Here is a 25,997-nt window from a genome sequence, read left to right as displayed (position 1 = left end):
CACATGACCCCCGATAGACTTCGATTAGGCGTGAACATCGATCACGTCGCCACGATCCGCAATGCGCGCGGAGGCGATCACCCTGATCCTGTGCGCGCAGCAGAGATTGTGGCGGCTGTTGGCGGCGATGGGATCACCGCACACCTTCGCGAAGACCGTCGCCATATCCGCGATGAGGATTTGGCCCGCATTCAAGATGCGACCGACCTGCCGCTGAACCTTGAAATGGCCGCAACGCAGGAAATGCTGGAGATTGCTCTGAGGCATAAGCCGCACGCCGCCTGCATCGTCCCTGAAAAACGCGAGGAGCGCACCACGGAAGGCGGATTGGATGCAGCAGGCCTGCACAACACCCTCGTGCCGATTGTCGATCAATTGCGCGAGGCGGGCATTCGCGTATCGCTCTTTATCGAGGCAAGCGAGGCGCAATTGGACGCGGCCAATCGCCTTAGTGTACCCGTGGTGGAGTTTCACACCGGCGAATATGCGCATGCGATCCTTGATGAAGACAGCGAGCGGGTGGCAAGCGAACTGCGCCGAATCACCGATATGAGCGCGCTGGCTGCGAAAAACGGGATTGAGCCGCACGCCGGCCACGGTCTCACCTTTGACAATGTCCAACCCATCGCCGCCATTCCACAATTGGCCGAACTTAACATCGGGCATTACCTTATCGGCGAGGCAATTTTCTCAGGGTTAGAGCCAGCCATCCGCCGTATGCGCGATTTAATGGATGAGGCCAGAGGATAGTGGCTCAAGGCCAAGACCTCCCTCCCCTTAACGCCCAGCAGAAGCGCTGGGCGTTTGCTGCGGCGGCTTTGTTTCTTGCCGCGGTGGGATTCTTAGGCTTCTCGCTCAACACCGGCATCATGCGGCCCTTTGCAATCGGATGGGTCGCGTTGCAGATATTCGGCTATGTCGGCGCGATCAAAATGGCCAAGGGCGATTTCGCGCACCCGTTGTTTAAGTCGCAAATCATGCTGCATGTTATGGCAGCCACCCTCCTCATTGTCGTCATCATAAGGGCGTTTTCATGATCATCGGCCTAGGCTCAGACCTGTGCAATATCGAGCGCATCCAAAACTCACTCAACCGCTTTGGCGAGCGCTTTGAAAACCGCGTCTTCACCGAACTCGAACGCACAAAGGCGCGCCGCCGCCCCTACACAATCGCTGGAACCTACGCCAAACGCTTTGCTGCGAAAGAGGCGTTCAGCAAGGCGGTCGGCACCGGATTTCGGCGCGGGGTCTTTATGAAAGACATCGGGGTTGTGAACAAACCATCGGGCGCGCCAACGCTTTCACTCACAGGCGGGGCTGCCAAGCGGCTTGAAGAAATGATCCCACCGGGCCATGAGGCACACATTCATCTAACACTCACCGACGATCACCCATGGGCACAGGCCTTTGTCATCATCGAAGCAATACCCAATATGGGCCCTGTGGAGATGATCTGATGGAAATGATCTGAGCGGGAAACGAAACAACACATGAGCATGAGCTTGAGCCAGACCAAACCAACCCAAACCACGGATGAAAAAATCAACTGGTTCGCAGAAGCACGCGGCCTTGCCCTGATGCTGCTCGCGGTGCTGATGTTTCACAGCTTTGTGGCCAAACCCTTTTACATCCCATCAACCTCGATGATGCCGGGTCTTCACGTGGGCGACCGGTTGGTGGTGAGCAAATATCCCTATGGCTGGTCCTGGGCCTCGGCGAGCTTTCACCTGCTCCCGCGCGGCGAATGGCGCATTCTTGGTTCAACACCTGAATATGGCGATGTGGTGATCCCCGTGCACCCATTGCGCGATGAGGATTATATCAAACGCGTGGTGGCCCTGCCCGGTGATACTATCGAAGTGCGCGATGGGCGCATTATCCTGAACAACACACCGGTGAAACGTGAAGTCGTGCCGCCAGTGCGTATTCCGTTTGAGCCTGAACTGCTTTGCCAGGGCTCCCCGTGTCTTTCGAGTTTTAACGACTTTCGCATCACCGATACCGATGGCTCAAGCTGGTTCGAGCCGCCCACTTACCGCGAAACGCTTCCCAATGGCGCAAGCTATCTGATCATCGATCACAATCCACGCTACGAATACGATAACTTTGGCCCCTATATGGTGCCCGAGGGTGAGGTGTTTGTGATGGGCGACAACCGCGATGCGAGCGCTGACAGCCGCGCGCCAGCGGAGGCGAGCGGCCTTGGAGGCGGCATTCCGCTGGAAAACATCGGCGGGCGCGCAGAATTCATCACCTTTAGCCTTGATGGTTCGGCCACATGGAACCCGCTGTCTTGGTTTTCTGCCTTGCGCGGTGACCGGGCGTGGACGACACTTCGTCCCGCGTTGACCGAAGACGTGTCCGTCCAAGAAGACGCTGCGGCTCAATCTGCGGCTCAATCTGCGGCTGAATAAAGTTAGCTACAGAAAGCCCAAAAGATGGCTCGCAAGTTTCTCTATCTCATCGCAATCCTCATCGTGCTGATATTTGCAGCGCTGATCGTCTTGCGCGTTTGGTCACAGGAATTGACCGCCTTTGTGTTCGTCCCAGACGTTGAATTTGTTGAGCAAGAGCCGCTTGAGGCATCCGCCTATCAAGACCCTGCCATGTGGTATTCGCGCCCAGGCATCGGCGTCAAGGACCCTGCCCGCTGGCAGCCTGCTTTGGTGCAGGTGGGAGATGAAGCAAGCAGCGAGGGAAGCGAAGAGACCACAACATCGCTGCCCGTTGATCCAGAAAGCGAAGAGCTTGGCGTGACGGGCAACGTGCCCGATTTTGCGGTCTTTTTCATCCATCCCACAAGCTACCGCGATACAGACAGCTGGAACGCGCCCATCGGCCATGAAGAGGCAGAACGGATCGCGCGTATCTATGTGCGCGGTATGGCGAGCCCGTTTAACGCAGCCGATGAAATCTGGGCACCGCGCTATCGCCAGGCGACTTTGGGCGCGTTTTTGACCGACGCGCCAGAAGCCGAGCAATCCATCGATGCAGCCTATGCCGATGTGCTCGAAGCTTTCCGTTTCTTCGTCGATTCCATCGATGAGAGCACGCCGATTGTGCTTGCTGGCCATTCGCAAGGCTCGCTGCATCTCCTGCGTCTGCTGCGCGAGGAGGTCGCTGAAAAGGGACTGAGCGGGCGGATTGTTGCATCCTATGCGATCGGCTGGCCCATATCGGTGGAGCATGATTTGCCAGCATTGGGCGTGCCTGCCTGTGCAACGCCCGCTCAAACCGGATGCATTCTTTCATGGTCAAGCTTTGCCCAGCCCGCTGATCCCTCGCAGGTGATTGACGCTTACGCGGCCTCCGAGGGCTTTGATGGTAGCGTGCGCGGTGACAGCCAGATATTATGCACCAACCCCTTGCTGGGCACCTTTGGCGGCGCGGCTGACAAAGGCGCAAATCTTGGCACACTCGTGCCCGATGACACGATGACCAGCGGGGAGCTCGTCCCTCGGGCTGTGCCAGCAAGGTGCGATGAACGCGGTCTCTTGATGATCGGTGACCCGCCAGAAATGGGCTCATACGTGCTGCCGGGGAACAATTATCACGTCTACGACATCCCCCTCTTCTGGGCGAACACCAAAGCGGATGTTGCGCGCCGGGTAAGCGCCTTTAACGGCGGCCAAGAAGGCGAAGACTGATTGATCACCGAGTTTGCCCCTGATTTTAGCGAGGCATTGCCCGATGGAGGCGTCCTTCTGGGGCTTGACCTTGGCACCAAAACCATCGGCACAGCCACCTGCGATGCGGGCTGGCGCTTTGCCACCAATGGCTCCGTCATAGGCCGCAGCAAATGGGGCAAGGACCGCTCAAAGCTTGAGGCGCTTATCGCAGAGCGCGAGGTCAAAGGCATCGTCCTTGGCCTCCCGCGCAATATGGACGGCACCGAGGGCCCGCGCGCACAAAGCTCGCGCGCCTTTGCTCGCAATTTGGAGGACGCCTTTGCGCTTCCGCTGCTGCTTTGGGACGAACGCTGGTCCACGCAGGAAGCGGAAGCGGCGATGATCGGACAGGATATGAGCCGGGCCAAAAGAGCAAAGGCCATCGATGCGCACGCCGCTGCCGTCATCTTGCAGGGCGCAATCGACCGCATGGCTGGCGGTGTACTTTAACGGCGCGCGTCAAGGGCGTGCTTTAGTCAAAAACCGGCAGGGTTTGGATGCTTTAGGCGTTGTCATATGCGTCTGCCCGCTGCAATGAAGTGGCAATTATGAGCAACGACCAGCCCTCAATGGAACGCTTTGACCCCGCGCAGGTCAGCAAGTTTTTTATGTCGCGCGCCCATCCCGGCTGGCTTGGGCTGGAGTATTCGGGGCACGGCGATGACTGGGTGGAGCTAAAGCTTCCTTGGAATGAAAAGCTGCTTGGCGAACCGGACCGTCCGGTGCTGGCCTCAGGGCCCATTGTCAGCCTGCTCGATATGGCAAGCGGCATGTCGATCTGGTGCAGTCGGGGCACATTTATGCCTGTGGCGACGCTCGATTTGCGCGTGGATTATCAACGCCCTGCCAAAGAGCGCGGCGCGGTGTGGGCGCGGGTGGAATGCTACCGGATCACCAAATCTGCCGCCTTTGTGCGCGGCATTGCACATGATGGTGACCCGGAGGATACGGTTGCGACCATGGCGGGCGTTTTTATGACGCTTTCGGCCGATCCCAAGACTATCGGGCGGCAGGTCAAGGCGCAGGCTGAGGCGAAAATGAAGGAGACCGGCAATGGCTGATGCTGTGACACTTCCCGCCTACGCACAAGCGCTTGGCATTACGGTCCACGAGATTGAGGACGGTATCCCGATCCTCACCGTCGATTTCAGCGCCGATGTCGAAGGGCGTCCCGGCCATTACCACGGCGGTGCGATTGGGGGCCTTTTGGAGAACGCCGCCTTTGCCGCTTTGCGCAGCGCTTTGACCGAGCAGGGCCGCGAGGCCAAGCTGAAACCCGTCAACATCACCGTGCAATATCTATCAGCGGGCAAACCGCTCACCAGCTATGCCAAAGCGCGCATCACCCGCATGGGGCGGCGCAATGCCAATATCAGTGTCGAGGCATGGCAGGCTGACCGGGACAAACCCATTGCCAGCGCGATTTTGAACATTTTGATGGCTTAGGGTCAGGCCGCTAATTCTCAATCTCTTCGAGTTCAAAACCGTCTTCGGTAAGGCGCAGTTCGACAGGCACACCGTCTTGGGAAAGCACCACGCCGTTCTCTTCAAAACGCAAGGAGGTGCCGTCCTCGCCAAGGGGGATTTCCTCGCCTTCTTCGATATCAATATCGAAGGGTTCCACGGGCCCTTGGGGATCAGGTGAAGCTTTGGGCTTGGGCGCTGGCAGGTCGAGAGCGCCGCGCATAAAGTCTTTCCAAATGCGAGCCGGAAGCCCGCCGCCGGTTACGCCGCCAAGCGAGGAATTGTCGTCATTGCCAACCCATACGCCCACCACCAGATCGCCCGCATAGCCCACGAAAAGCGCATCGCGGTTGTTCTGCGTAGTGCCGGTCTTGCCAAAGTTTGCAATCGGCAGTTCCGCCGCCTCCCCCGTGCCGCGATTAATCGCCGCGCGCAGCATCTGCTCCATATCGTCATGGACCCGGCCAGAGGCGCTATCCTCGCTCGAAGTGAGCCACTCCCACCAGCTTTCCTCCTCTTGCGGGAAGGCATAGGGACGCACCGGATATTCATTCGCCGCAACGCCTGCATAAGCAGAGGTAAGCTCAAGCAAGGTCATGCTGGATGAGCCCAGCGCCACGCTTGGATCGCCCTTTGGCAGATCGGAGCGCACCCCCAAGGACCGCGCCGTGCGGATCACCGCGTCACTGCCCACTTCATTAAAAAGCCGCACCGCAGCCACATTGCTGGAAGAAGCAAAGGCGTCTTCTAACGTTATCGTTTCAGAATAGCGCTCACGCGAATTCTTGGGGCGATAACTGCCCGTTTCAATCGGCTGGTTGGAGATGGTGTCCTCGGGATCCCATCCCGCCTCCAGCGCGGCGAGGTAGACGAACAGTTTGAACGTCGAGCCTGGCTGCCTGCGCGCCTGTGTCACCCGGTTAAAGGGACTGTTCGCATAGGATTTGCCGCCCACCATGGCGACGACTTCGCCGCTGGGCCGCATCGCGACAAGGCCCACTTGCGCATCGCCCAGTCCTGCTCTGCCCACTACCCGGTTGGCGAGCGCCTGAAGCTGCGCATCAAGCGTGGTTTCCACGACCAGCTTCTCATAGCCAGCATCCATCCGCTCGCGCGCCAACGGCAGCGCCCAATCGGCAAAATAGGTGCCCGTTGGCAGGTCATTGCGGGAGCGCACGTCAATTTTGGGTCTGGGCAGGGCATCGGCCTCCCCTTGCGTCATATAGCCCACATCCACCATCGCGCCCACGACCAGGTCCATACGGTTCTTGGCGCGGTCGTAATGCTTGGTCGGATTATAGCGCGAGGGTGCCTGCAAAAGCCCCGCCAGCATCGCTGCCTGCTCTGGCTTCAAATTTTCCGGTTTGCGGTAGAAGTAATGAAGCGAGGCCGCGCGCAGCCCATATTGATTGTCCCCGAAATAGGCATTGGAGAGATACCGCTCGAGGATCTCATCCTTGGTCAGCCAGCTTTCAATCCAAAGCGCAATGAGCGCCTCTTGCGCCTTCCTTGTCAGGCTTCGTTCGGGCGTGAGCCAGGTGAATTTCGCAAGCTGCTGTGTGATGGTGGAGCCCCCGCCCCGTCCCGTCCAGGCCGCGCGCGCAATCCCGCGCGGGTCCACGCCCCAATGCGAATAAAACCGCCGGTCTTCGATGGCGATGAAAGGCTCGATCACGTGGGGCGGCAGGTCCGCGACTTTGACAGGCGCGGCCACCACTGCCCCGCTGCGCGCAATGGGCGTGCCGTCGCTGGCAAGCAATGTCACCTGCGGCGCGGCGATGGGCTCCAAACTCTTGGACAGCGGCGCGGTGATCGCAAGCCATGCCACGAGCACGATAAACAGCATGATGATTGCCGCGATAAAGCGAACCGCCCACCACCGCTTGCGCCGCCCCAGCCAAAAGGCGCGTTTCCAAAGCGACCCGCGGTTCTTGGGAACAAGCGCGCCCGCACCAGTTCCCGTGGCCGCTCCTCCCCCTGCATCCAACTGCGAAAGGCCAGCATCCCAGCGCGAAAAATCAGTGGACCCCGGTGAGCGATAGACGGTGGATGACCCTTCATCAGGATCAAGGGGTCGCTGCGATTCATAAAGGGCGTAATAGCCACGCTCATCCGAGCGGGTTTCATCACCACGCGAGCGTTTCCAGAATCGTTCAAACAGCGCCATTGCCATGGTGTGTTAGCAGGATAATACGCTCTATTGCAAGAAGTCAGCGACTGTCGACTTCGCGGCGATACATCTGGGCGAAGTCCACCATTTCTAGCAGGAGTTTCTCCGGGTCCGTTCGGCATTCTTTTACCAACGCCTCCCACATCTCAGCGCGTTTCTCTGCCAAGGCATAGAACTGGGCTGAACCGATATCTTCCCCCTGTTCCAATCGAGCCAAAGGTTCAGAGACTAGATACACAAACCTCGGGGTAAACAGCGCATTGCGATCCGAGTTCGCGCTGAGAAACCAATCGTGTTCTCGAACCATATGGCCGCACGTGTAGTTTTCTAAGCCGCCACCGGGGCTATCTTTATCAAACCGGGCGTAAGACATCGTCATATGAACAACACCGGGTGCCGGCTCCCCCCGGGTCCTCTGGCGGGGCCATATTGCAGCGTTTCGGCCTTGGCTCGCACAGCACTATCAATCGCATCAGACATGCTGCTCGTGACAAGTTCGAGGCTAATAAGCTGCCCGTCGGCCCCAACACTTGCGGTGAAAGTCGCGCGGCCGTTATGCCCTGCATCCTTGGCCCATTGGGGAATGTCTACGGTTTTGACGCGCTCGACGCTTGCCCATGGCGAGGCCGCCCGCTCCTTGGGCACCATAGGAGATGGGGTGAACGCGATAGGAGGTGGGTCACGCGTCTCTTCAACCGTTTCGATTGACGAATCTTGCGCCGTAGTGGGCGCGGCGGCAGGAAAAGAGGCAACAAATAACAAGCTTGTGCAAAGACCTGTCTTCAACCATCTTTGCATTTGCTTGCCCTCCCTTATGCAGCGCTCTCAGGCAAATCCTCACCAAACACGCGCTGGTAATATTCGCTCACCAAAGTGCGTTCTGCCTCGTCGCATTTGTTGAGGAATGACAGGCGGAAGGCAAAGCCGACCGAATTGAAGATGCTTGCGTTTTGCGCCCAGGTGATGACCGTGCGCGGGCTCATCACGGTGGAGATATCGCCGTTCATAAAGCCTTGGCGCGTGAGGTCTGCGACTTTGACCATGTCAGCGATGACCGCTGCATCGGTTTCGTCCGTTTTCGAAGCGACAATCTGCTCTTCGGTTTCAGCGGGCAGATAGTTCAGCGCACACACCACGTTCCAGCGGTCCATCTGCGCTTGGTTGATTGCCTGCGTACCGTGATACAGCCCGCTGGTGTCGCCAAGGCCGACCGTGTTGGTCGTTGCAAACAGGCGGAAGTGCGGATTGGGTGTGATCACGCGGTTTTGGTCAAGCAGCGTCAGGCGGCCATCGAATTCCAGAATACGCTGGATCACGAACATCACGTCAGGGCGCCCTGCGTCATATTCATCAAAGGTGAGCGCAACCGGGTGCTGAAGAGCCCATGGGAGGATACCCTCTTTGAATTCCGTTACTTGGAGACCGTCTTTCAGAACAATTGCATCGCGGCCAACAAGGTCGATCCGGCTGATATGCGCGTCAAGGTTCACCCGGATGCTGGGCCAGTTAAGGCGCGCGGCTACCTGTTCGATGTGGGTGGATTTACCCGTGCCGTGATAGCCTTGAACCATCACCCGGCGATTGTGGGCAAAGCCTGCTAGGATCGCGAGCGTTGTGTCGGGATCGAACACGTAAGATGGGTCAAGCTCAGGCACATGCTCTGATGGCGTGCTGAAAGCGGGAACCTGCCAATCAACATCAACGCCGAAAGTCTCACGGACATAGACGGTGGTATCGGGTTCGGTGGGGAGCGCAGCAGCGCCTGCGAATTCATCTGAGGTGTGCGTATTCATTTCAATACGCTCGTTAGTGGGCTCGGCCCGCCCCTGCAAGAGTTGCTTTAGGCAACTTGATCAGGAACGCGGATTTCCCCCAAATGACCGCGTTTGATCCACAAGCGTGCGCCCATATCGCCAGCGGTCACAGTGGCCACTTCATCCGCCGGGATACGCAGCCAATCCTGCGCGCCATATGTAACGCCATCAAGAGTGAGTGCGCCATCCAAAACAAGCACTTCGACCCCGCCATTGTGAATAAGTGGTAGGCTTGTCTGTGCCTCCCAAACCTCAAGCGACACGTGCTCATAATCGCGCGCGGCGAGCACGTGGCGGCGAACTGCGGGATTGCTTGGATCAGCGGTCAGCGCGGCGGTGTTCATATCGACCGACAGCTGCTCTTGATCGTCAGGATCAAATTGCCAGAGTTTCACAAAAATGGTGCAGCCGGGCGCAGAGCCGGGAACGTGGTGCGTGCCCACCGGATTGCGCACATACGTGCCCGCCGGATAATCGCCGTGCTCGTCTTGGAAGACGCCTTCGAGGACGATGAATTCCTCGCCGCCTGAATGGGTGTGTTCGGGAAAGGCACTTTGCGGCGCATAGCGCACGATGGAGGTGGCGCGCGCCACCTCCGCGCCGATCCGGTCCAGCATACGGCGGTCAACGCCAGCCATAGGGGATGGCACCCAGTCAAGCGCGCTCGTTTGAACGGTGGCGCGCTCTGAAAAGTCAGCGTTGATCTCCATCGGTTTTCTCCTAGTAGCGCCTTAATACCGGGCCGCGACGCGCTTGCGCCATGCGATGAGGTTAGTCAGCTCTGCCGGAATTTCCACCTTGGCAAAATCGGCAAAAGCAAGCCCTGCAAAAGCGGTGATGTCGGCCATGGTATAGATTTCGCCTGCCAAATATGGCTGATCGGCAAGGACCGTGTCGAGATAACGCATTGTCTTTTGCGCCTTATCATAGCCGCGCTTGCCAAGCTCGGGGAGCTGATTGGTCTCAAGCTCTGGGCCAAGGCCCTCTGTCGCATGGTGGAAATACGCGCCCACCGCATCGACAAGCCCCTCTTCTGCGCGAAGGTTCATCATCTGAGTGATGGCGCGCTGTTTGGGGGTGTCACCGATCAATGAAGGGCCCTCGAACGCGCCGTCGATATATTCGATGATCGCGGTGCAGCGCCCGATGGTGGTGCCGCACTCCAGCTGCGCGCAAGGGACGGTGGCGTCCGGGTTTTTGGCGGTGAAAGCGTCCGAACGGTGTTCGCCGCCCATCACATCAACACGGATGAATTCGACCTGCTCACTAGCGCCTTTTTCCGCCAAAGCCATGCGCACACGCGCCGGATTGGGGAAACCTTCAACATCATAAATCCGCATTACTTGCCTCTTTTCTTGAGAATCAACCTATCAGTAGGTAGGCAGTCATATCGAAGCTTGAATTCCGATTGTCAACCTACTAGATGGTAGGCATGCGAACGACACGTGATATCTTGCTCGATCTGGGCGAACAGGCGATCCGCACCCGCGGATTTGCAGGGTTTAGCTATGCCGATTTGGCCCGCGATGCCGGGATCAAAAAGGCGAGCATCCATCACCACTTCCCCGCAAAAGCGGACCTTGGGCTGGCTTTGGTGGAGCGGTATGCGGTTGACCTGGCACACGCTTTGGACAGCATTCAGGCCACCGCTACTACCCCAGGAGACGCGATGCGCGCGGCGGTCACGCTTTACCGTAATGCTTTGCAAGACGGCACGTCTGCCTGCCTTTGCGCAGCGCTTGCAACCGACACGGCGCTTTTGGATGAGGCCACCCGCCAAGCGCTCAAAAGCACCAATGATGCCACCCGCAATTGGTTCGAAGAAATTTACACGCAGGCGCAAAGCGATGCCTCCATCAAAGGCATGAGCGAGCCTGCGCAAGAGGCCGCCGCGACCCTTGCCCTTCTTCAGGGCGCGCAGCTGCTCGCCAAGGCGGCCGGCAGTGTGGAGGCGTTTGACGCGGGCACCGCTGCGCTCAATGCACGCATTTCCGGCTGACTTTTGCACGCAATGCGCGCATAATGCGCCGGTGCCAGCACCCATCACCTCTCCGGTTGAAACCCTAAGGCTCAAACTCGTTGAGCAGGTGCGCGCGACTTTCAACGATCAAGCGGCCAAGCAAAAGCCCGTTCCCCCTTCGGATGAGGCTCTGTTTGAAAAGGACACGCCGATCCGTCTCGTCCACGCAGACCTTGTAGGGATGATGACCGGCGGGGTGCGCGCTTTGATGCTGCAAATGCTCCACCCGCATGCTTTGCAAGGGGTGCTCGACCATTCCAATTTTCGCGAAGATATGCACGGGCGGCTTCAGCGCACAGCGCGCTTTATCGCGGTCACCACTTTTGGCCACCGCGATGAGGCGATGAAGGCGATTGACCGGGTGAACCGCATTCACGCGCGTGTCGGCGGGACTTTGCCCGATGGCAGCGCATATGAGGCGATCAATCCGCGCACGCTGGCATGGGTCCATGTGACCGAGGCGCAAAGCTTTCTTGCCGGATACCTTCGCCATGTGCGCCCCAATATGCCCGGGCGTGAACAGGATGAATATTACGCCCAAATCGCGGTCATTGCGCGTGCGCTTGGCGCGGATCCCGTACCTGAAACCCGGCGCGAGGCGGACGCCATTTTCCGCGAAATGCGCGGCGACTTGAAAGCATCACCCGAAGCGCGTGAGGTCGCGCAATTGGTCCTGAGCCAGCGGCCCAAGGGCACGCCCATTGCGGTGCAAACGATGATCGGAGCAGAGGCTGTTGCCATGCTCCCGCATTTCGCGCGCGACATGCTCAAACTGCAAAGGCCCGTGCTCACCGCACTGCCTGCAAGAGCTGCGACTTGGGGCATGGGCAAGACGTTGCGATGGGCTTTCAAACAGAACGAGAGGGGATGATGATATGTATGTGCAAGGATTTGTGCTCGGCGTAAAAGAGGATCGGCGCGAGGATTATATCGAGGTCGCGAACACAATGGGCGCGCTTTTCATGGAGTTTGGCGCACTGGAAATCTGCGAAAATTGGGAGAACGATGTGCCCGACGGCGAAAAAACCGATTTTCGCAAGGCAATTGCTGCTGAAGCAGGCGAGAAGGTCGTGCTTTCATGGGCCATTTGGGAAAGCAAACAGTCTTGCGATGCAGCGCATGCAAAGATGATGGAAGATGAGCGTTTCAAGACCATGGAAATGCCCGATATGATCGATGGCAAGCGCATGATCCTTGGCAGCTTTGACCAGATTTATCACGCGAAAGCCCAGTAGTTTAAGCTCAGCTGAGCGCTGCGGCCTTGCGCAGCAATTGATAGGCCTCCACCACCTTATTCAAACGCGTCTCATAGCTGCGGTCTCCGCCATTGCGGTCGGGGTGATAGCGCCGCACAAGCTCTGAATAGCGCCGCCTCAGCTTGGCCTTATCGGTGTTTGAGCCAAGCCCCATGGTCTCCAGCGCCTCGGCCTCCGGCTTGCTCCACTGGCCGCTCATCTGCATTGCCGCCTGCCTTTGCGCGCGGCTTTTGATCCCGTTTGCCCGCGCCGAAATCGCGTCCAGCGGATCGTCAAAATCGTTCCACCTCGGCATGCCATCGACGCCTGCCCGTGGGGAGAACGCAGGGCTTTCGCGCCGCCACCCGTTCACCGGGCTTTGCGCATCGAGAATTTCCTCTGCGCTCATGCCCTCAAACCAGTCATAGCCATCGTTAAATTCGCGCACGTGTTCAAGGCAAAACCAGCGATATTCGCCCGGCCCATCAAAGCCACTTGGCCGAAAGCCGGGGGCGCGAAACTCACCGGGCTCTTGGCAAGTCGGGTGCTCGCACACCTTCCCCTCACCCTCAAAGCGTCCATGAAATCGTGAATTGGCCATAAAGTGCTTGAGAATGGCGATTGAGGGGCCAAATTCCAAGGCGTGAAATCACGAGAACTAGGGGATGAGCAAAAATGAGCGGCACTGTTGCACAAGAAATGCAGGAGCTTTTGACCAAAGCCTTTGCTCCAACACACCTTGAGATCATCAATGATAGCGGCGCTCACGCAGGGCATTCGGGCGATGATGGCTCAGGCGAATCCCACTTTACCGTGGTGATCGAGGCGGCTGAATTTGCGAGCATGACCCGCCTTGCGCGTCAACGCGCAGTCATCGCAGCGCTTGGCGATATTGTGGGTCAGCGGGTGCATGCGGTGGCGATTAAGGCGAGCGTGCCCGCCTAGGCGCGTTCAATGAACGAATTTGGCAACTCCAAACGCATCCGCCGCGCGGCCCGCATCATCGTGCTCGACCCGAAGGACCGCGTGCTTTTGTTTCGTTTCGATGTGGCCGACCGCCCGCCCTTTTGGGTGACAGCTGGCGGGGAATGCGAGGCGGGTGAAAGCTTTGAAGAAGCCGCGCGGCGCGAGCTATTTGAAGAAACCGGCATTCACGCCGAGCCCGGAGAGCAAATCGCGCGGACCACGCCCGAGTTTGTCACCGTTGAAGGCGAACCCATCCAAGCCGATGAGCGGTATTACCTTGTGCGAGTGGCAACAGATGCAATCAGCACCTCAGGCCACACGCAGCTTGAACGCCGTGTGATGACACAGCACCGCTGGTTTGAGCTGGCGCAGCTTGCGAGCTGGCATGAGGCAATATTTCCCGAAAACCTTGCTGAGATTATCTCGGGCGCGGGCTAAGCGCGCGCACTTTCCTACATGCATGTGGCCCGTTAGCGGTGGCTGCGCCGCTTTGGCAGAGCAGCTCTGATGCGAAACTGCCTTTGTTGAGGTGTCACCTTATTCCAACACACATTTTTCATGTATATCATAGTGTTAGTCGAATACTCTGTAGGAAAAAGGTGACACATGTGTCACTTTGTTACCGCCCACCGTTCAAGCCCTTTCACTGGCAAATCGTGGTGAGGCGAAATTTATTTGCTTGCCCCCTCACCCCAAGATTGCCAGCAATCTGGCCAAAAGAAAAAGGGAGAGAACATGATCGATTACACTGGAAAAGTCGCCTGGATCACCGGCGCATCTTCGGGAATTGGCGCGGGGCTGTGCCGCGATTTGGCGAACAGGGGCGCGCATGTGATCCTTTCAGGCCGCGATGAAGCGCGGCTTGCCGAGGTTGCAGCCGACTGTTGTGAGACGCTCATCGTGCCCTTCGATGTGCGCGATGACGCCGCTTTGGCTGAGGCCACTGAGCGAGCGATTGGCTGGAAAGGCGGGGTTGATCTGGCGGTGGCCAATGCCGGCGTGTCGCAGCGTTCAAGAGCGCTCAAAACCGATATGCAGGTGTACCGCGATGTGATTGACATTGACCTCACTTCGCAAATCGCATTCTCCCAAGGTCTTATCGGCCATATGGTTGAGCGCGGCTCTGGCGGGCTTGGTTTCATCTCCTCCATCGCAGGCAAAGTCGGCGTGCCTATGCGCACCGCTTATTGCGCGGTGAAATTCGGTCTTGCAGGCTATGCCGATGCGCTTCGCGCCGAGCTTTCGCAAACAGGGGTCGGTGTCCACGTGATTTACCCCGGCTCTGTCGCCACCAATGTTTCGCGCAATGCGATGACGGCGGACGGATCAAAGCGCGGCGTTTCTGACAAAGCGATCGATGAAGGCATCCCTGCCCCCGATGCTGCAAAAACGATGCTCGACGGGATCGCCAAGGGAGAGCGCGAGATTATCGTTGCACGGGGCATGGAAGAACAAATGGGCGAGATGCGCCGCACGCCGGATGCTTTGTTTGATCAGGTGGCTGCCATGGTGGCGGCTGGATATATGGAACGCATGGAGGAGCAGGCCTCGTGATCGTTCTTGAGCAAAAGCGTGTGCGCCTTGCCAATGGGATTGAGCTTGATGTGGTGGATGAAGGCCCCCAAGACGGTTCGCACCACGGCGACCCGCTGATTTTCCTGCATGGCTTTCCGGAAAACCACCGCACATGGCGACACCAGATCGCGCATTTTTCGGCCAAAGGGTACAGGTGTATCGCGCCTGATCAACGCGGCTATCGCGGGTCCTCCAAGCCTAGGCAAGTTGAGGCCTATACGCCTGACAAGCTGATCGGCGATGTGTTCCAGCTTGCCGATGCGCTGGGGATTGAGACATTCACCATCGTGGGTCACGATTGGGGCGGCGCGATTGCCTGGGGGTGGCTCTGGGCGGTCAGCATAGCCGGGTCACCCGCGCGATTATCGCCAATGCGCCCCACCCTGCGATTTTTCAAAAGCTGCTGTATACCCACCCCGGCCAGCGCGAGAGCTCGCAATATATTCGTGGTTTCCGCAATCCTGCCAACGACCCCCTGATCCAAGAGCGCGGTCTGACCGGGATCATGCTGCAAGAGGTGAAGTGGGATAAGCCGGGCGCCATGCCGCGCGAAGAACGCGATATCTTGCTAAAAGACTGGGAGGACCGGGACGCAGCCTTTGGGATGCTCAATTACTACCGCGCCAGTCCCATGGTGGTGCCAACCATGGATGAGCCGTTTGAGCTTCCTGCAGGCTATAGCGGCCCCGACATTCCCAAACTGACCATCCCCACCCTTGTTATCTGGGCATTGGATGACTTGGCGCTTCCTGCCGAGAACATCGAGGGCCTGGATGCGATCATTGATCCGCTGACGATAGAGCCGGTGCAAGATTGCGGACATTTCGTGCCATGGGAAGCGCCTCATAAAGTGATTGATGCGATGGACAAGTTCCTAGGGGAGAAGTTCTTGGGCTGATGTGCGGTGTGCTCCTTGGATTGACAAACGCGTGAAATTCACGTAAGTCATTAAAAGATAAGGAGTTTTAAGATGGTATATCATATCCCAACCGATTACACCCCGGCCAATTGCGACTGCGGCTGCACCGATTGCAAATCAGGCAGCGGTTGCTGCGATTGTGGTTGCACCAGCTGTAGCTAAATCAGGGATTGGCTAGCTTCCTAGCCATTCCACCCAGGCGCCATGCGGATGAGCAAAGGCAAGCGTCCAAGACTTGCCATCATCCGCGCACCCGTTCCAATATCGAACCTTCAGCTCATGGCGGAAGGTTTGAGGATCGGTTTCCAGCGCCACCCAAGCAAGCGGGGTCTCAGGCGTTGCCTTGGCTCCTGCTGCTTTAAACCTTTCGGTGATCGCATTTTGAGAGGTTTGCGGCATATACTGCCACATGATGGAGTGGAACATCGCCTTTGTCGTACCCGGCTCTTGCGGGGCGGCAAGGCGCTCTTCCACAAAGTGCAATGCGTCCATTTCAACAAGGTTTGGCGGATCATCATTGGCCAATTGAACCGCTGCATCGATCCGCGCCATGCGTCCCGGCGCATCGGGCCAAACATACGACTTGAGCTTCAAAGCCGAAGCTTCATCAGTAAGGTCAATGGGAGAGATATCGCAGGCGTGAACCGACTGGAGTGCAAAACCTTCAGGCGGTGCCGGGGGTGATCCTTTGCCCCCTCGCCATTCGGGTTCGATCTGCATCGGTGAGTTTATCGGGCCGACGGCTGTGTCGCCCAGCTGGAAATGGTAGCGATCCAGCATTGTGTTCACCCCGGCACTCGCGCCAAGCTCGAACAGCTGAAAACGAGGAGGAATACGCCCAGCGAGCCACACAAGGCCTGCCATAATGCTCGCCGAGCGCCCGGCTTCATTGGTTTGCGGTGGTCCGTCAAACCAGGGAAGAAGGAGATCGTCATACAGATCGAACAGTTCGCATACGAGCCGATCAACCTGCCCTTGCTCGGTTATTTGCCCGGCATAAACCGGTGCAAGCCGATCATCCTGGCCTGACAAAAGCAGATGGTGCAGCCCTCCCGCAATCCGAAGCGGCATGGCATCTTTAAGCGTCAGACCCTGCCACGAGGCCATACGCCTTGCGCAAGCCGTATCGCCTTTGATGACCTTGGTGAGGGCACGCACTATTCGAGCTGTGCACGGCGCGTGATTGATCTGGGCATGCTCGGCCTGCCACTCGATTGCGGCGTCGAATTCTTCGATGTCCATGATCGGTGTGCTGCGTGAACCTGTTGCGTTCATCTTTCCTAATGCCTTCCGTTTGCGTTATGGCTCTTCTTGTTGCCCTTTGCCCGCCCAGACTTTAAGGGCCCGAGGCTTATGACACGTGATCGATCCTTGATGCCCAGTTCTTCTGTGGCCAATGCTTGTGTGCCCAATTCCTATACACCCAGCGGCCAACTGACCTTTGCAGTGCCCAAGGGTCGTATCCTGGACGAGGCGCTTCCGGTGATGGAGCGCGCTGGAATTGTTCCTGCGGAGGAATTTCATGATGCAAAGAACCGGTCTTTGTCCTTTGATACCTCACGCGAGGACATGCGTCTAATCCGGGTGCGCGCTTTTGATGTGGCGACTTTTGTTGCGCATGGCGCAGCGCAAATCGGGATTGTGGGTTCTGATGTGATCGAAGAGTTCAACTATGACGATCTTTATGCACCCGTCGACCTCGACATCGGCCACTGCCGCTTGTCTGTCGCGCGCCTTGCTGGCGACACGCAGGATGACACAGGCGCAAGCCACATTCGGGTCGCAACAAAATATCCAGGGCTTACCGCAAGGCACTTTGAAGCGCGCGGGATTCAGGCGGAATGCGTAAAGCTCAACGGAGCCATGGAGCTTGCGCCGTCCTTGGGATTGGCGCGTCAAATCGTTGACCTTGTGTCTTCCGGGGCGACTTTAAAACAAAATGGCCTTGTCGAAACGCAGGCCATTATCGACATCACTGCCCGGCTCATCGTTAACCGCGCCGCGTATAAGACCGATCCGCGCGTGGCAGCTCTTGTGGATGCTTTTCGCAAGGATGCAGAAGCCCGCACACAAAAGGACGCTGCGTAATGTTGAGGCTCGATACAACTGATCCCAATTTCGCCCGCGATTTTGCCCGCGTTGTGGAGGCGCGCCGCGATGCTGACAGCGATGTTGCAGGTGTGGTTCAAGATATCCTTCGCACCGTTCGCACCGGCAAAGACAACGCACTTGTCCAATATACACAGCGATTTGATGGCTATTCACTGATCGATGATGCTGATTGGGTGGTCACCGCGGAGCGCTGTGAGGAGGCTTATGGCCAGATCGAGCCTGAACAGCGTGACGCGCTGCATTTGGCAGCTGACCGTATCCGTGCATATCACGAGGCACAATTGCCCGAGAACCGCGACTATAAGGATGCGACCGGTGCGCGGCTTGGTGCGATTTGGCGGCCGGTGGATGCAGCGGGGCTTTATGTGCCCGGTGGCCGCGCGGCATATCCGTCATCGCTTCTCATGAACGCAATCCCGGCCCGCGTTGCCGGGGTTGAGCGTGTTGTGGTCGTCACTCCCACTCCCAAAGGCAATTCGAACCCACTGGTTCTTGCAGCTGCTCATATTGCGGGGATCGATGAGATTTGGCGCGTAGGCGGCGCTCAAGCGATTGGCGCGCTCGCTTATGGCACAGAGCGGATCAAGCCTGTTGATGTAATCGTAGGGCCTGGCAATGCTTTTGTAGCAGAGGCAAAGCGTCAGCTTTACGGTGTAATCGGCATCGATATGGTCGCAGGACCTAGCGAAATTCTGGTGGTCGCCGATGGTAAGAACGATCCCGACTGGATCGCGGCTGATCTCTTAAGTCAGGCCGAGCACGACCCCACCTCGCAATCGATCCTCATCACCGATGATGCAGGCTTTGCGGCGATGGTTGCAGATTGCGTCGATGTGCAAATCAGCATGCTGGATACGGCAAAGACGGCAAAGCAAAGTTGGGAGGATCACGGCGTCATCATCCTTGTGAATGACCTCGAAACCGAAGCACCTGACCTCATCAATGCGTTGGCTGCTGAGCACCTTGAGCTGGCCCTAGAGGATCCGGAAGCGATGATGGCCAAGGTTCGCCATGCAGGCAGCATCTTCCTTGGCCGCATGACGCCAGAGGCCGTGGGTGACTATGTTGCGGGGCCCAATCATGTTCTCCCCACCGGAAGGCGTGCGCGTTTTTCAAGCGGGCTGTCAGTGCTCGACTTTATGAAGCGTACAAGCTTTATCCAATTGGACGAAGACAGCTTTGGCGCCATCGGCCCAGCAGCTGCAACGCTTGCCCATGCTGAAGGGCTTCCCGCCCACGCGAAATCGGTAGAATTGCGCCTCAAATGAACACAAATCCCAAATCTCAGGCTCGCTCCACTGCGCGTCTTGCCGCCGTCCAAGCGCTATATCAGCGCCAGATGGAGGGCACGAAAGTCGATGAGCTACTCGTCGAATTCCACCGTCACCGCCTTGGTGGGACAATCGATGACGAAGAGCACGAGGGCGAGGAGTTAGCCGCCGTCGAGGTTGATTTCTTCAACGACATCGTGCGCGGGGTGGATGCTCGCCGTGATGAGATCGACGCGGTGTTGACGGCGAAACTCTCCGACGGCTGGACGTTGACGCGCCTGGACAAGACCATGGTGCAGATTTTGCGCGCCGGTGCCTACGAGCTGATGGCCCGCGCGGATGTGCCAACGGCGGCCGCGATCAACGAATATGTCGAAGTTGCCAAAGCCTTTTTCGATGACCGCGAGGCGAAATTTGTAAACGGCATTTTAGATGCGGTTGCAAAAGAGGTCCGGTCATAAACGAGGCCGACTTCATAGCGGCTTTGCAAGCCCTCCCGCTCCACACCGGAGCGCGCGGGCTTGAAGACGATTGTGCGGTGCTGGAGTTTGGCAGCGAGACGCTGATCCTGAATCACGATGCAATGGCCAAGGGCACCCATTTCAGGCCTGATGCCGATATGGCTGACGTCGCCTGGAAGCTGGTGGCGAGCAATTTGTCGGATTTGGCCGCTAAAGGTGCACAGCCCATTGGGGTCTTGCTAGGCCATAGCCTTGGCAAAGACGACGACCGGTTTCTCAGCGGCCTTTCCGAGGCTCTTTGTGAATTCGACGTGTCATTGCTCGGCGGTGACACAATCAAGGCGCCGGGCCAGGCTGTGTACGCACTCACCGCGATCGGCAAAGCGACCCATACGCCCGTCCCATCCCGCAGCGGGGCGCAGGTCGGCGATGATATTTACGTCACCGGCACTTTGGGCCGGGCAATGCTCGGTTTTGAGGGGGTGGCTGAACATCTCGAAGCCTTCAATCGCCCCACCCCGCGTCTTCCAGAAGGGCGCGCACTTGCGCCTTTAGTCACAGCCATGATGGATGTGTCTGATGGCCTTTTGCTCGACGCCTTCCGGATGGCTGAGGCAAGCAAAGTTACTATCGCCCTCGACAGCGCAAAGGTGCCTGTTGCAGCAAGTGACAGGCGCGATGATTCCTTGCGTTGGGGTGATGATTATGAGTTGCTTTTTACCCTTCCCGCTGGATCAACACCTCCGGTCGATGCCTCTAGAATTGGAAACGTCGAACCGCTTGGATTTGCGCCGCTGGTTATCGATGGGCATCCAATGGTGAATTCTGACGGTCTGGGCTTCCAGCATCGCTAAAACTGCATGCACAGTTGCCAAAAACGCAAAGTTTCCCACCGCGTGCGCGCTTTCGCCCTTGTGTCCGCGCATTCTGCCGATAAGTTGGCGGCCCTCAGCGCAAGGGATCTGCGAATGAGAAAAAACACAAGCAGCTCCCACTCATTGCGCATGTTTTCCACGCTTTGGAGAGGGGAATCTTCGTGGACTTAATACTCTATTCAATTGGGCTGGGCTTGCTTGCCGTCGTGTACGGCATCGTCACCAGCCGCCAAGTGCTGGGTGCCAGCGCTGGTAATGAGCGCATGCAGGAAATTGCTGGCGCTATTCAAGAAGGCGCTCAGGCCTATCTCAACCGTCAATACACAGCGATTGGCATAGTCGGCGTGGTCGCTGCCGTGCTGGTTGGGCTTTTCCTCGGCGGCATAGCTGCGGTCGGCTTTATCATTGGCGCGGTGCTATCGGGCGTTGCAGGCTACATCGGGATGAACATCTCGGTTCGCTCCAACGTGCGCACGGCTGCGGCGGCTGAGCAAGGTCTTCAGCAAGGCCTCACCATCGCGTTTCGTGCAGGCGCTATCACCGGCATGCTGGTGGCAGGTCTTGCGCTTCTGGCGATTGCGGTCTTCTTCTACGTGCTCGTTGGTCCGATGGGGCTCGCCCCCAATGACCGCACGGTGATCGATGGTATTGTCTGCCTCGCATTTGGCGCGTCGCTTATCTCGATCTTTGCGCGGCTTGGTGGCGGTATCTTTACCAAAGCCGCAGACGTTGGCGCTGACCTCGTGGGTAAGGTTGAGGCTAGCATCCCTGAGGATGATCCCCGTAACCCTGCAACCATCGCCGATAACGTGGGCGATAACGTGGGCGACTGCGCGGGTATGGCCGCTGACTTGTTCGAGACTTATGTTGTGACCGTTGGTGCAACTATGGTTTTGACCGCTCTGCTTTTTGCAGAGACCTTGGGTGATCTGCTCCTGCCGATGATGGCTTTGCCACTTCTGATCGGCGGCGCGTGTATCGTGACCTCGATCATCGGCACCTACTTTGTCCGTCTGGGCAATGGCACCAATGTCATGGGCGCGATGTACAAGGGCTTCATCGTCACAGCCGTTCTCGCAATTCCGCTGATCTATGTTGTCACTCAGCACGCTCTGGGAACAGGCGGTGCTGACATGAACACTGCACTGGGCACCGGCCCTGGCGGCGTTGCATTCAATGGCATGGACCTGTTCTATTGCTCGCTTATCGGCTTGGCGCTGACCGGGATCATCATCTGGATCACTGAGTATTACACTGGCACAAACTATCGTCCGGTGCGCTCTATTGCTAAGGCATCGGAGACGGGCCACGGCACAAACGTGATCCAAGGTCTGGCGATTTCGCTTGAGTCCTACCGCTCTGCCAACAATCGTCATCATCGCAGCGATCATCGGTGCGTACCAGCTCGCAGGGCTCATCGGCTTGGCGTTCGGTGCAACCGCGATGCTTGCTCTTGCTGGCATGGTTGTGGCGCTCGATGCGTATGGTCCTGTGACCGACAACGCTGGCGGTATCGCTGAGATGGCTGAGCTTGATGCGAGTGTTCGTGAAAAGACCGACCTTCTCGATGCTGTGGGCAACACGACAAAGGCTGTGACCAAAGGCTATGCCATCGGTTCAGCAGGTCTTGCAGCACTCGTGCTGTTTGCCGCTTACACCGCTGACCTTCGCCTTTTCTTCCCAGACGCGAACGTCAACTTCAGCCTTGAAAACCCATATGTCATCGTCGGGCTTCTGCTCGGCGCGCTCCTTCCGTACCTGTTTGGTGCAATGGGCATGACCGCTGTGGGCCGAGCTGCTGGCGACGTGGTTGTCGATGTGCGTGATCAGTTCGCAAACGATCCGGGCATTATGGAAGGCACCAGCCGTCCAAACTATGCCCGGACCGTGGACCTTGTGACCAAGGCTGCGATCAAGGAAATGATCGTGCCCTCACTGCTTCCAGTGCTGGCACCGATTGTAACTTACTTCGTGATCTACTTCCTTGCAGGCCAAGACAACGCCTTCGCAGCGCTTGGTGCACTGCTTCTAGGCGTGATCGTTGGCGGTCTGTTCGTCGCGCTTTCTATGACCGCTGGTGGCGGCGCATGGGACAATGCGAAGAAATACATCGAAGACGGCAATCACGGCGGCAAGGGCTCTGAGGCTCACAAAGCGGCTGTGACCGGCGACACTGTGGGCGATCCTTACAAGGACACCGCAGGTCCTGCTGTGAACCCGATGATCAAGATCACCAATATCGTCGCGCTGCTTCTGCTCGCGGCTCTGGCTGGCGGCGCTCACTAAACAACGCCTTCCACTTGCCAATTGAAGAGCCCCGCCCGGTGACGCCGCGGCGGGGCTCTTTGCTTTTGATTGGGTAAGTGTCCCGCTCTGAGCCACCCAAAAGTCGTTTGGGCAAACCAGTAGCGCTCCTTGCCGGATATCCCCTATTTCCCGTCACAAGATGCAAGCCAGCACCCAGACCCTTCCCGGCATTTCAAAGCCGATCAGCAGCCCTCAGGGAGAGCTGCTTCTGTTAAATGTGCAATCGGCCATGTCACCTGCTTTCCTTGAGGCGTGGCGAAAACTTGCGGGCCGCGCTGCAGAGCCTAACCCTTTTTTTGAACATTGGTTTGCAGGCCCCTCGCTTGAGCAATTTGCCATCGGTGAAGACTACGCCATCGCTGCCCTTTGGAATGGCGATGCGCTCGTTGGTGTCTTACCTCTCATGCGCTCCACCAATTACTACGGACACACTCTGCCGCACATTAGCAGTTGGTTGCATGACCACGCATTTAACGGCGCACCCCTTGTCGCCAAAGGTTATGAGACTGCCTTTTGGCGGGCGTTGTTTGAGCAGCTCGATAGGACGCCTGGGCCTTCTTTGTTTCTTCACCTTCCTGCCCTTCCTGAGCGCGGCGAACTCAATCAGGCGTTAATCCGCGTCCTTCATTCTATGCGCCGCCCTTCCGCCATCGTGGAGCGCAAAGCCCGGGCGATGCTTGCCTCAAACCTTAGCCCTCAGGACTACTTGGCACAGGCATTCAGTAACAAAAGACGCAAAGAACTTCGCCGCCAGAAGAAGCGGCTTTCTGAGCTTGGAGAACTGTCATTCGAACGCCTTGGGGGAACCGAGTGTATTGAGCCATGGATCGAACAGTTTCTGAAACTTGAAGCAGCAGGCTGGAAAGGCGAGGAAGGCTCTGCCCTTAAAGGCAATCCGGCAACATATGCCTTTTTTGCCGACGCCATGTACGGCTGTGCGCAAGCGGGCAAGCTTGAACGGCTGGCGCTGCGTTTGGATGGCAAGCCTATCGCCATGCTCGCCAATATCATCACTGCGCCCGGAGCATTCAGCTTTAAGACGGCATTTGATGAAGACTATGCTCGCTTTTCGCCAGGACTTCAGCTGCAGATTGAAAACCTCGATATGCTGAACAATCCTAGCATTGCATGGACCGATAGCTGCGCAGTTCAAGGCCATTCCATGATCGAACGTATTTGGTGCGAGAAGCGCCCATTGGTGAGCCATAATGTCGCGATTGGCGGGTCTTTGCGCCGCCTAACAGCCCGCGCGCTTATGGCGTACGAGACGCGCGAGCGGGGCTAAAGCGATGAACGCTCCGATACACACGCTCAGACCAGCCAGCGATAGTCATGAGACTTTCGATGATAAGGCGCGTGAAAAGTTTGCCACGCACTATCCCGAAGACCCGCACACCCTTCGGCATTTTCTAGGACACCACCCTCTTCTTGGGCTTGATGCACTCAGCGAACTTGCTGAGGACCTTCCGGACCAAAGCGTTGAATACAATAGCGGCGATCTGCCGATAGGTGTTGATGGCAAGCCAGCGGCGACAGGCCTCTCAATCGGCGAGACAATCCGCGAAGTCGCCAGATCAAACAGCTGGGCGGTGCTTAAAAACATTGAGCAAGCTCCAGCCTACCAAGCGCTTCTCACCGATCTTCTGGATCAGGTGCGCGAAGAGATAGAAACCAAAACCGGCGCATTGCTGACCCCACAAGGCTACATTTTCATCTCAAGCCCAAACGCCGTCACGCCATACCACTTTGACCCGGAGCACAACATTTTGCTGCAAGTGCGCGGAACAAAAGTGATGACCCAATTTCCCGCTGGAAACCCGCGCTTTGCCGCCGACAGTGTGCATGAAAGTTACCATACCGGTGGCCCGCGCGAGCTTCAGTGGGATGGGCAATTTATGGACGCAGCGACTGAGTTTCCGCTTGGCCCGGGCGATGCCGTCTACGTCCCGGTCATGGCTCCGCATTTCGTGCGCAACGGGCCATCACCAAGCATCTCTTTATCCATCACATGGCGCTCCACATGGAGCTATCATGAGAGCGAAGCGCGCGCATTCAATGGGGTTCTACGCAAGCTTGGCCTCAAACCCAAAGCCCCGGGACGCTGGCCTCAGACCAACCGTGCTAAGTCGCTCGCCTACCGAATGATCCGCAAAGCCCGGCTTGCTCCTGCTTGACGCATAACAGTCACCCGCTGCATGGGATCAACCATGAGTGACACACCAGACTATGAGCGTATTGTCGCAGGCCTCGTCAGACTGCTTACGGTAGAGCGCGTTGCCACTGACATTTACCTGGGCTCACCCCAAAAAGGCGGCGTTGGCCGCGTGTTTGGCGGGCAAGTCATCGCACAGGCCTTGCAAGCGGCGCAAGCCAGCGTTCCTGTGGCCAAGTCAGCGCACTCTTTGCATGCCTATTTCCTTCGCGGCGGGCGTGAAGGCGTTCCCATCGAATACCGCATTGAACGCGACTTTGACGGGCGCAGCTTTTCCAATCGCCGCGTTGTCGCGAGCCAAGAGAATGAAGACGGCACAGCCACGCCCATTCTCAACCTCACCGCCTCCTTCCAGACGGCAGAAGAGGGGCTTGAACATCTCGACTCGCCGATGCCTGACGTGGATGATCCCGCGACGCTCAAACCCGATATGGAGGTGCGCCGCGCGATGATCGATATGATGGGCGATAAGGTCTCCGAGGACCAACGTGCCATCGCCCTTCGCCCGCGCCCAATCGAAATGCGCACCACCGATAAGCTCCACTGGATGAACTCAGAGCCCAAAGAGCCGCGCGCTCACAGCTGGTTCAAAGCGGCGAGTGCTCTTCCCGATGATCCTGCATTGCACCGCGCCGTGATCGCTTATGCCAGCGACTTCACGCTGCTCGGCACCTCTGCCCTTCCCCATGGCCTATCATGGATGCGCGGTGAGCTTGTAGGGGCGAGCCTTGATCACACCTTGTGGTTCCACCAGGATACGCGCGCTGATGATTGGCTTCTCTATGCCACTGATAGCCCATGGTCCGGCGCAGGGCGCGGGTTCAACCGTGGGCGTATCTTCAGTCGGGATGGCATCCTCGTCGCCAGTGTGGCGCAGGAAGGCATGGTTAGAAAGCGGATCAAACGCGGCTGACCCGCAACGCTCCCGA

At 57.8% G+C, this 25,997-nt stretch carries 31 protein-coding genes and 1 pseudogene; 24 read left to right on the top strand and 8 right to left on the bottom strand.

Annotation, left to right across the window (positions count from 1 at the left end; translation table 11 throughout):
- Positions 1-3 precede the first annotated feature (3 nt).
- From AC0V61_RS12885 to AC0V61_RS12850, 8 genes are all read left to right on the top strand, one after another.
- Entirely contained in the window at positions 4-750 is a 747-nt protein-coding gene (locus tag AC0V61_RS12885; RefSeq protein ID WP_486158148.1) for a pyridoxine 5'-phosphate synthase, read from the top strand.
- Entirely contained in the window at positions 750-1,037 is a 288-nt protein-coding gene (locus tag AC0V61_RS12880) for a pyridoxal phosphate biosynthetic protein (protein ID WP_486158146.1), read from the top strand. The genes AC0V61_RS12885 and AC0V61_RS12880 overlap by 1 nt, the downstream gene beginning before the upstream one ends.
- On the top strand, positions 1,034-1,456 hold the full coding sequence (gene acpS, locus AC0V61_RS12875) for a holo-ACP synthase (RefSeq protein ID WP_486158144.1): 423 nt from the start codon (positions 1,034-1,036) through the stop codon (positions 1,454-1,456). Before AC0V61_RS12880 ends, acpS begins: the two co-directional genes overlap by 4 nt.
- Before the next feature lie 33 nt (positions 1,457-1,489).
- A complete protein-coding gene (gene lepB, locus AC0V61_RS12870) occupies positions 1,490-2,413 on the top strand; it encodes a signal peptidase I (RefSeq protein WP_486158142.1) in 924 nt (307 codons plus the stop codon).
- A 24-nt stretch (positions 2,414-2,437) separates the two neighbouring features.
- Positions 2,438-3,646 carry a DUF3089 domain-containing protein gene (locus AC0V61_RS12865; RefSeq protein ID WP_486158140.1) on the top strand — a complete coding sequence of 403 codons (1,209 nt, stop codon included), beginning with the start codon at positions 2,438-2,440 and terminating at the stop codon, positions 3,644-3,646.
- Entirely contained in the window at positions 3,647-4,117 is a 471-nt protein-coding gene (ruvX, locus tag AC0V61_RS12860) for a Holliday junction resolvase RuvX (RefSeq protein WP_486158138.1), read from the top strand.
- Between the two features lie 98 nt (positions 4,118-4,215).
- Positions 4,216-4,728 (top strand): PaaI family thioesterase, encoded by a 513-nt coding sequence (locus AC0V61_RS12855; protein ID WP_486158136.1) that lies wholly within the window; start codon positions 4,216-4,218, stop codon positions 4,726-4,728.
- A complete protein-coding gene (locus tag AC0V61_RS12850; RefSeq protein WP_486158134.1) occupies positions 4,721-5,113 on the top strand; it encodes a PaaI family thioesterase in 393 nt (130 codons plus the stop codon). Before AC0V61_RS12855 ends, AC0V61_RS12850 begins: the two co-directional genes overlap by 8 nt.
- Before the next feature lie 10 nt (positions 5,114-5,123).
- On the opposite strand, the gene AC0V61_RS12845 is transcribed toward AC0V61_RS12850, so the two are convergent.
- The 6 genes from AC0V61_RS12845 to AC0V61_RS12820 are packed head-to-tail and all read right to left on the bottom strand — an operon-like array spanning position 5,124 to position 10,455.
- Positions 5,124-7,298 (bottom strand): transglycosylase domain-containing protein, encoded by a 2,175-nt coding sequence (locus AC0V61_RS12845; RefSeq protein WP_486158132.1) that lies wholly within the window; start codon positions 7,296-7,298, stop codon positions 5,124-5,126.
- 43 nt (positions 7,299-7,341) lie between these two features.
- Complete coding sequence (locus tag AC0V61_RS12840) at positions 7,342-7,680, bottom strand: hypothetical protein (protein WP_486158130.1); 339 nt, start codon at positions 7,678-7,680, stop codon at positions 7,342-7,344.
- Positions 7,677-8,099, bottom strand: coding sequence for an energy transducer TonB (locus AC0V61_RS12835; protein ID WP_486158128.1), 423 nt, complete (start codon positions 8,097-8,099; stop codon positions 7,677-7,679). Before AC0V61_RS12835 ends, AC0V61_RS12840 begins: the two co-directional genes overlap by 4 nt.
- 14 nt (positions 8,100-8,113) lie before the next feature.
- Complete coding sequence (gene cobS, locus AC0V61_RS12830) at positions 8,114-9,094, bottom strand: cobaltochelatase subunit CobS (RefSeq protein WP_486158126.1); 981 nt, start codon at positions 9,092-9,094, stop codon at positions 8,114-8,116.
- A 47-nt stretch (positions 9,095-9,141) separates the two neighbouring features.
- The gene (locus AC0V61_RS12825) at positions 9,142-9,825 is read right to left on the bottom strand and encodes a cupin domain-containing protein (protein WP_486158124.1); all 684 of its coding nucleotides are present in this window, start codon (positions 9,823-9,825) and stop codon (positions 9,142-9,144) included.
- 21 nt (positions 9,826-9,846) lie between these two features.
- Positions 9,847-10,455 carry a glutathione S-transferase family protein gene (locus AC0V61_RS12820; RefSeq protein WP_486158122.1) on the bottom strand — a complete coding sequence of 203 codons (609 nt, stop codon included), beginning with the start codon at positions 10,453-10,455 and terminating at the stop codon, positions 9,847-9,849.
- Positions 10,456-10,547: 92 nt separating this feature from the next.
- Between AC0V61_RS12820 and AC0V61_RS12815 the strand changes: the two genes are divergently transcribed.
- Genes AC0V61_RS12815 through AC0V61_RS12805 form a run of 3 tightly spaced genes read left to right on the top strand, consistent with a single transcriptional unit; the run spans position 10,548 to position 12,370 of the window.
- On the top strand, positions 10,548-11,114 hold the full coding sequence (locus AC0V61_RS12815) for a TetR/AcrR family transcriptional regulator (RefSeq protein WP_486158120.1): 567 nt from the start codon (positions 10,548-10,550) through the stop codon (positions 11,112-11,114).
- Positions 11,115-11,157: 43 nt separating this feature from the next.
- Entirely contained in the window at positions 11,158-12,006 is an 849-nt protein-coding gene (locus AC0V61_RS12810; protein ID WP_486159549.1) for an oxygenase MpaB family protein, read from the top strand.
- A 4-nt stretch (positions 12,007-12,010) separates the two neighbouring features.
- The gene (locus AC0V61_RS12805) at positions 12,011-12,370 is read left to right on the top strand and encodes a DUF1428 domain-containing protein (RefSeq protein ID WP_486158118.1); all 360 of its coding nucleotides are present in this window, start codon (positions 12,011-12,013) and stop codon (positions 12,368-12,370) included.
- A 7-nt stretch (positions 12,371-12,377) separates the two neighbouring features.
- Here the strand turns inward: AC0V61_RS12805 and AC0V61_RS12800 are convergent, their stop codons facing one another.
- Complete coding sequence (locus AC0V61_RS12800; RefSeq protein ID WP_486158116.1) at positions 12,378-12,971, bottom strand: J domain-containing protein; 594 nt, start codon at positions 12,969-12,971, stop codon at positions 12,378-12,380.
- A 74-nt stretch (positions 12,972-13,045) separates the two neighbouring features.
- Here AC0V61_RS12800 and AC0V61_RS12795 point away from each other — a divergent pair, with 74 nt between their 5' ends.
- The 5 genes from AC0V61_RS12795 (at position 13,046) to AC0V61_RS12775 (ending at position 15,809) form a co-directional block, all read left to right on the top strand.
- Positions 13,046-13,315, top strand: coding sequence for a BolA family protein (locus AC0V61_RS12795; protein WP_486158114.1), 270 nt, complete (start codon positions 13,046-13,048; stop codon positions 13,313-13,315).
- Between the two features lie 9 nt (positions 13,316-13,324).
- Positions 13,325-13,774 carry an NUDIX hydrolase gene (locus AC0V61_RS12790; RefSeq protein ID WP_486158112.1) on the top strand — a complete coding sequence of 150 codons (450 nt, stop codon included), beginning with the start codon at positions 13,325-13,327 and terminating at the stop codon, positions 13,772-13,774.
- A 297-nt stretch (positions 13,775-14,071) separates the two neighbouring features.
- Positions 14,072-14,890, top strand: a complete 819-nt coding sequence (locus AC0V61_RS12785; protein ID WP_486158110.1) for an SDR family NAD(P)-dependent oxidoreductase — start codon at positions 14,072-14,074, stop codon at positions 14,888-14,890.
- On the top strand, positions 14,887-15,390 hold the full coding sequence (locus tag AC0V61_RS12780) for an alpha/beta fold hydrolase (protein WP_486158108.1): 504 nt from the start codon (positions 14,887-14,889) through the stop codon (positions 15,388-15,390). The genes AC0V61_RS12785 and AC0V61_RS12780 overlap by 4 nt, the downstream gene beginning before the upstream one ends.
- Before the next feature lie 26 nt (positions 15,391-15,416).
- Positions 15,417-15,809, top strand: a complete 393-nt coding sequence (locus tag AC0V61_RS12775; protein ID WP_486158106.1) for an alpha/beta fold hydrolase — start codon at positions 15,417-15,419, stop codon at positions 15,807-15,809.
- A 195-nt stretch (positions 15,810-16,004) separates the two neighbouring features.
- Here the strand turns inward: AC0V61_RS12775 and AC0V61_RS12770 are convergent, their stop codons facing one another.
- The gene (locus AC0V61_RS12770) at positions 16,005-17,105 is read right to left on the bottom strand and encodes a DUF2332 domain-containing protein (protein ID WP_486158104.1); all 1,101 of its coding nucleotides are present in this window, start codon (positions 17,103-17,105) and stop codon (positions 16,005-16,007) included.
- Positions 17,106-17,204: 99 nt separating this feature from the next.
- Between AC0V61_RS12770 and hisG the strand changes: the two genes are divergently transcribed.
- From hisG to AC0V61_RS12730, 8 genes and pseudogenes are all read left to right on the top strand, one after another.
- Positions 17,205-17,918, top strand: coding sequence for an ATP phosphoribosyltransferase (hisG, locus tag AC0V61_RS12765; protein ID WP_486159548.1), 714 nt, complete (start codon positions 17,205-17,207; stop codon positions 17,916-17,918).
- Positions 17,918-19,210 carry a histidinol dehydrogenase gene (gene hisD / locus AC0V61_RS12760; RefSeq protein WP_486158102.1) on the top strand — a complete coding sequence of 431 codons (1,293 nt, stop codon included), beginning with the start codon at positions 17,918-17,920 and terminating at the stop codon, positions 19,208-19,210. The genes hisG and hisD overlap by 1 nt, the downstream gene beginning before the upstream one ends.
- The gene (nusB, locus tag AC0V61_RS12755; protein ID WP_486158100.1) at positions 19,207-19,674 is read left to right on the top strand and encodes a transcription antitermination factor NusB; all 468 of its coding nucleotides are present in this window, start codon (positions 19,207-19,209) and stop codon (positions 19,672-19,674) included. The genes hisD and nusB overlap by 4 nt, the downstream gene beginning before the upstream one ends.
- A gap of 23 nt (positions 19,675-19,697) precedes the next feature.
- Complete coding sequence (gene thiL / locus AC0V61_RS12750; protein WP_486158098.1) at positions 19,698-20,528, top strand: thiamine-phosphate kinase; 831 nt, start codon at positions 19,698-19,700, stop codon at positions 20,526-20,528.
- Between the two features lie 182 nt (positions 20,529-20,710).
- Positions 20,711-22,835, top strand: a pseudogene (locus AC0V61_RS12745) (sodium-translocating pyrophosphatase).
- Positions 22,836-22,995: 160 nt separating this feature from the next.
- The gene (locus AC0V61_RS12740) at positions 22,996-24,141 is read left to right on the top strand and encodes a GNAT family N-acetyltransferase (RefSeq protein WP_486158096.1); all 1,146 of its coding nucleotides are present in this window, start codon (positions 22,996-22,998) and stop codon (positions 24,139-24,141) included.
- A 4-nt stretch (positions 24,142-24,145) separates the two neighbouring features.
- On the top strand, positions 24,146-25,030 hold the full coding sequence (locus tag AC0V61_RS12735; protein ID WP_486158095.1) for a cupin-like domain-containing protein: 885 nt from the start codon (positions 24,146-24,148) through the stop codon (positions 25,028-25,030).
- 33 nt (positions 25,031-25,063) lie between these two features.
- A complete protein-coding gene (locus AC0V61_RS12730) occupies positions 25,064-25,981 on the top strand; it encodes an acyl-CoA thioesterase (protein ID WP_486158093.1) in 918 nt (305 codons plus the stop codon).
- The last annotated feature ends 16 nt before the right edge of the window (positions 25,982-25,997 follow it).

This window comes from Erythrobacter sp. JB1-4, assembly GCF_057365025.1.
This window is presented reverse-complemented; position numbering and strand designations above follow the sequence as displayed.

Coding starts and splice junctions, on each gene's coding strand:
- nusB (WP_486158100.1), top strand. CDS start 19,207: ATGAACACAAATCCCAAATCTCAGGCTCGCTCCACTGCGCGTCTTGCC.
- AC0V61_RS12795 (WP_486158114.1), top strand. CDS start 13,046: ATGAGCGGCACTGTTGCACAAGAAATGCAGGAGCTTTTGACCAAAGCC.
- AC0V61_RS12855 (WP_486158136.1), top strand. CDS start 4,216: ATGAGCAACGACCAGCCCTCAATGGAACGCTTTGACCCCGCGCAGGTC.
- AC0V61_RS12845 (WP_486158132.1), bottom strand. CDS start 7,298: ATGGCGCTGTTTGAACGATTCTGGAAACGCTCGCGTGGTGATGAAACC.
- cobS (WP_486158126.1), bottom strand. CDS start 9,094: ATGAATACGCACACCTCAGATGAATTCGCAGGCGCTGCTGCGCTCCCC.
- AC0V61_RS12885 (WP_486158148.1), top strand. CDS start 4: ATGACCCCCGATAGACTTCGATTAGGCGTGAACATCGATCACGTCGCC.
- hisG (WP_486159548.1), top strand. CDS start 17,205: ATGCCCAGTTCTTCTGTGGCCAATGCTTGTGTGCCCAATTCCTATACA.
- AC0V61_RS12775 (WP_486158106.1), top strand. CDS start 15,417: ATGCTGCAAGAGGTGAAGTGGGATAAGCCGGGCGCCATGCCGCGCGAA.
- AC0V61_RS12850 (WP_486158134.1), top strand. CDS start 4,721: ATGGCTGATGCTGTGACACTTCCCGCCTACGCACAAGCGCTTGGCATT.
- AC0V61_RS12735 (WP_486158095.1), top strand. CDS start 24,146: ATGAACGCTCCGATACACACGCTCAGACCAGCCAGCGATAGTCATGAG.
- AC0V61_RS12815 (WP_486158120.1), top strand. CDS start 10,548: ATGCGAACGACACGTGATATCTTGCTCGATCTGGGCGAACAGGCGATC.
- AC0V61_RS12835 (WP_486158128.1), bottom strand. CDS start 8,099: ATGCAAAGATGGTTGAAGACAGGTCTTTGCACAAGCTTGTTATTTGTT.
- AC0V61_RS12730 (WP_486158093.1), top strand. CDS start 25,064: ATGAGTGACACACCAGACTATGAGCGTATTGTCGCAGGCCTCGTCAGA.
- AC0V61_RS12770 (WP_486158104.1), bottom strand. CDS start 17,105: ATGAACGCAACAGGTTCACGCAGCACACCGATCATGGACATCGAAGAA.
- AC0V61_RS12840 (WP_486158130.1), bottom strand. CDS start 7,680: ATGACGATGTCTTACGCCCGGTTTGATAAAGATAGCCCCGGTGGCGGC.
- lepB (WP_486158142.1), top strand. CDS start 1,490: ATGAGCATGAGCTTGAGCCAGACCAAACCAACCCAAACCACGGATGAA.
- acpS (WP_486158144.1), top strand. CDS start 1,034: ATGATCATCGGCCTAGGCTCAGACCTGTGCAATATCGAGCGCATCCAA.
- AC0V61_RS12825 (WP_486158124.1), bottom strand. CDS start 9,825: ATGGAGATCAACGCTGACTTTTCAGAGCGCGCCACCGTTCAAACGAGC.
- hisD (WP_486158102.1), top strand. CDS start 17,918: ATGTTGAGGCTCGATACAACTGATCCCAATTTCGCCCGCGATTTTGCC.
- AC0V61_RS12740 (WP_486158096.1), top strand. CDS start 22,996: ATGCAAGCCAGCACCCAGACCCTTCCCGGCATTTCAAAGCCGATCAGC.
- AC0V61_RS12785 (WP_486158110.1), top strand. CDS start 14,072: ATGATCGATTACACTGGAAAAGTCGCCTGGATCACCGGCGCATCTTCG.
- AC0V61_RS12790 (WP_486158112.1), top strand. CDS start 13,325: ATGAACGAATTTGGCAACTCCAAACGCATCCGCCGCGCGGCCCGCATC.
- AC0V61_RS12800 (WP_486158116.1), bottom strand. CDS start 12,971: ATGGCCAATTCACGATTTCATGGACGCTTTGAGGGTGAGGGGAAGGTG.
- AC0V61_RS12805 (WP_486158118.1), top strand. CDS start 12,011: ATGTATGTGCAAGGATTTGTGCTCGGCGTAAAAGAGGATCGGCGCGAG.
- AC0V61_RS12865 (WP_486158140.1), top strand. CDS start 2,438: ATGGCTCGCAAGTTTCTCTATCTCATCGCAATCCTCATCGTGCTGATA.
- AC0V61_RS12820 (WP_486158122.1), bottom strand. CDS start 10,455: ATGCGGATTTATGATGTTGAAGGTTTCCCCAATCCGGCGCGTGTGCGC.